This is a genomic window from Maribacter sp. 4G9 (assembly GCF_002742265.1).
Taxonomy (GTDB): domain Bacteria; phylum Bacteroidota; class Bacteroidia; order Flavobacteriales; family Flavobacteriaceae; genus Maribacter.
Map to the genome: position 1 here is coordinate 1 of NZ_MDGL01000075.1, position 1,023 is coordinate 1,023.

Sequence of the window (1,023 nt, forward strand, 5' to 3'; positions counted from 1 at the left end):
GGTTTCCTTTACATGCTTACCCGTCCGTATTATGGGGAAAGCGGGCAGAAGAGCATCGACCCTGTGGTATTCTTCAAGCTTTGTCTGGTGGGCTATCTGGAGAACATCATCAGCGACCGTAAGCTCATCGACCATTGTTCGATGCGCTTGGATATCCTGTATTTCATCGGCTATGATATCGACGAGGAGCTGCCATGGCATTCCACGATAAGCCGTACCCGCCAACTCTACCCGGAGTCCGTTTTCGGGGAAGTCTTTACGAAGGTCCTTGCCATGTGCGTCGAGAAGGGGATGGTCAGCGGCCATACCCAGGCGATAGATTCGGCCCCCGTAAAGGCGAACGCCTCCATGGACACCTTGGAGCTCAAGGTACCGGAAGATGAACTTGACGAGCACCTGAGAAAGGTACGCGCCCTTAGTTCGATGGACAAAGAGGAGCCTCACAGAAAGAGCAAGGGCGACAGGTCCGACAAGGGCCAGCGCACTATTTCGGCCAACAAGAATGAACTCGGTGCCATCGAGGGCCGGAACAAGAAGTGGGCCAAGGACCAGGACCAACGCCCCGGTGCCGGCAACAAGGGGGCCAAGTATACCAGTAACAAGACCCATTACAGCCCTACGGACCCCGATGCCAGGATCAGCGTAAAGCCGGGCAAGGCAAGAAAGCTGAACTACCTCTCCCAACTGAGCGTGGATACGGCGCACCATGTGATAACGGACATCAGGGCCTACCATGCGGACGGGAAGGACAACCAGCAGTTGCCCGATATCGTCGACAGGCTCAAGAAACGGTTGTGGCAACAGGGCCTTGTGTGGGAGAACTGCGTGGCCGATACCGGCTACAGTAGCGGTGAGAACTATGCCTTTCTGGAAGGAACGGGGCTGAAAAGTTTCATACCGCCCCATGGCACCTACAAGGGCGGGCCCGATGGGTTCGTCTATAACGAGGAACAGGATCATTACCTATGCCCACAGGGCAAGGCGATCCCGTTCACCAAGGTGTTCGACGACTATCGCACGGGA

Annotated in this window: 1 protein-coding gene; it reads left to right on the top strand. The window is 56.0% G+C overall.

The features are described 5' to 3' along the window. Window positions 1–1,023: transposase (locus tag BFP75_RS09885; protein ID WP_133118651.1), on the top strand; the 1,023-nt coding region annotated here is incomplete at both ends.